Origin of the sequence: Faecalibacterium prausnitzii (assembly GCF_003324185.1) — a bacterium.
GTDB lineage: Bacteria > Bacillota > Clostridia > Oscillospirales > Ruminococcaceae > Faecalibacterium > Faecalibacterium prausnitzii.
This window is the reverse complement of record NZ_PXUP01000052.1, coordinates 1-2,042: the sequence shown is the minus strand read 5'-3', so window position 1 is coordinate 2,042 and position 2,042 is coordinate 1. Positions and strand designations below refer to the sequence as shown.

At 54.6% G+C, this 2,042-nt stretch carries 2 protein-coding genes and 1 tRNA gene; all 3 read left to right on the top strand.

Annotated elements, in window-relative coordinates:
- Nucleotides 1–522: 522 nt before the first annotated feature.
- The 3 genes from C7J97_RS14575 to C7J97_RS14565 all read left to right on the top strand — a co-directional run bounded on the left by C7J97_RS14575 (nt 523) and on the right by C7J97_RS14565 (nt 1,872).
- The gene (locus C7J97_RS14575; RefSeq protein WP_097782728.1) at nt 523–1,299 is read left to right on the top strand and encodes a type III pantothenate kinase; all 777 of its coding nucleotides are present in this window, start codon (nt 523–525) and stop codon (nt 1,297–1,299) included.
- Nucleotides 1,300–1,369: 70 nt separating this feature from the next.
- A tRNA-Arg gene (locus tag C7J97_RS14570) sits at nt 1,370–1,446 on the top strand.
- A gap of 174 nt (nt 1,447–1,620) precedes the next feature.
- Nucleotides 1,621–1,872 (top strand): DUF6061 family protein, encoded by a 252-nt coding sequence (locus C7J97_RS14565; protein ID WP_005927463.1) that lies wholly within the window; start codon nt 1,621–1,623, stop codon nt 1,870–1,872.
- The last annotated feature ends 170 nt before the right edge of the window (nt 1,873–2,042 follow it).

The following is a 2,042-nucleotide window of genomic DNA, read 5'->3' as shown; positions in this document are numbered from 1 at the left end:
CGCTCAGCACGCAATCGCTTGCGTCCTGTGTGAATTACTTTTGTTTGGAATTGTTTACCGTGTTTTTCCAACACGAATATAGGTTCCGTTACAAGTTCTTTCGATATTGTTCAATTTTCAAGGTCCTGTGCGCCTCAGCCTTGCGGCTGACGACTTGATTATTTTACCACAGAAGCGGTTTTTTGTCAAGCACTTTTTTGAGAAGCTTTTGAACTTTTCTGAACTTGGAGCGCTTCAGGTTTCTCGGTATCAGCCGAAACTTTTTAGCGTCTATTGGTTCTTTTCAAAGGCTTCCTGCTGAGACTTCAGAAGTCATTCTTTTGTCTCAGCGTTTGGCGCTCAAGTATAATACCACACCCCGGGGCAGTTGTCAACACTTTTTGACATCTTTTTTCCAATTTCTTTGCGGTAGTGGTAAACGCCCTCTCCACTCCTCCCCCAGCAAAAGCCTTGCGTATCGGCGGCGGGTGCGCTATTATATATTATATACATTATAGAGCGCTGCGAAAGGGGCCCTGACCCATGATCCTCACCGTCAATATCGGCAACACCCACATTACTGTGGGCGGCTACGAGCAAGATACCCTGATCTTTTGCGGGCGGCTGCACTCCGACCCCGCCGCCACGGTGGAGGAATACGCCATCCGGCTGGTGAACCTGTTACAACTGTACGGGGCATCCCCGGCGCAGATCGAGGGCGGCATTCTGGGCAGCGTGGTGCCCATGCTCAGCGGGCGGGTGCTGGCGGCCTTACAGCTTTTATGCAAGGCGCGCATCCTGACCGTGGGGCCGGGGCTAAAAAGCGGCATCAAGCTGCGGTTGGACAACCCCGCGCAGCTGGGTGCAGAGCTGCTGTGCGGCGCAGTGGCAGCGCTGGCAGAGTGCCCCGGGCCGCTGGTGGTCATCTCGGCAGACACGGCCATCTCCCTGATGGCGGTGAACGCCAAACAGGAGCTTGTGGGCGGCGTGATCCTGCCCGGGCCGCAGCTTTCCATGAATGCGCTGGTGCAGAAAACTGCCCAGCTGCCCCAGATCGACCCCGCTGCCCGCGCCCCGGAGTCGGTGCTGGGCAAGAGCACCTCGGCCTGCTTACAAAACGGCTTTGTGCTGGGCACTGCCAGCCTGCTGGACGGTCTGGCCGACCGCTTCTGCGCCGAGCTGGGCGCGCAGACCGCCTTTTACGCCACCGGCGATTTGCCCCGCTCCATCCGGGAGGCCTGCCGCACCCCCATCCACTACCGCGAGACCCTGATCACCGACGGCCTGCACCGCATCTGGCTGCGAAACCGGAAGGGCTGACGATTTTCGTTTGCATTTTGCATCCTGATGTGTTATACTGTGTTGTACCCACCAAAGGGATACGACATTTGCGATCGTAGCTCAGCTGGATAGAGCGTTCGGCTCCGACCCGGAAGGCCAGAGGTTCGAATCCTCCCGGTCGCACCAAACCATGAAAATCCGAACCTTTTCTCGATAGGAGAAGGGTTCGGATTTTTTGTTTTCTTTGGAAATGACAATTCCGGCTCCTTCCCGACGACTGTGTGTCCAAAACCTTATCAGAAGAACCGTATAACAAAAGTCACAACTGTAAAGGTGCCGTAAGGCAGAAAGGACACGATTATGAAGTACGATGAAAGAACTTGCAAATTCAACATGGATACCGGCTGCGTGGAGCTGCTGCTCCGGGATGGGAGAATGATCTCCATTGACTGCACTGGGGTCGAGGATGAATTGGACGTGACCATGGCGCAGAGGACGGAACTGGACTACCTCATCTACAACGATCCGTTGGGCTATGCGGATTTGATTCTGAACGGTGACCCGGAGAAATATTTGAAGAATGTGGCTGGAAGCCATGGGCTAGAAGATTAAGGGCAAAACAAAAAACAGGGTGCGCCCCTGAATAGGACGCACCCTGCCAAAGACCACAGACGATAGCGATATGTACAACAGGGAGTTCCCCAGAGCAGAGTTCCCATAAAACAGTATTTGCAAAAGTTCCCGCAATGGGGCAGATTTGGCGTGACTTCGGTCACGCCTTT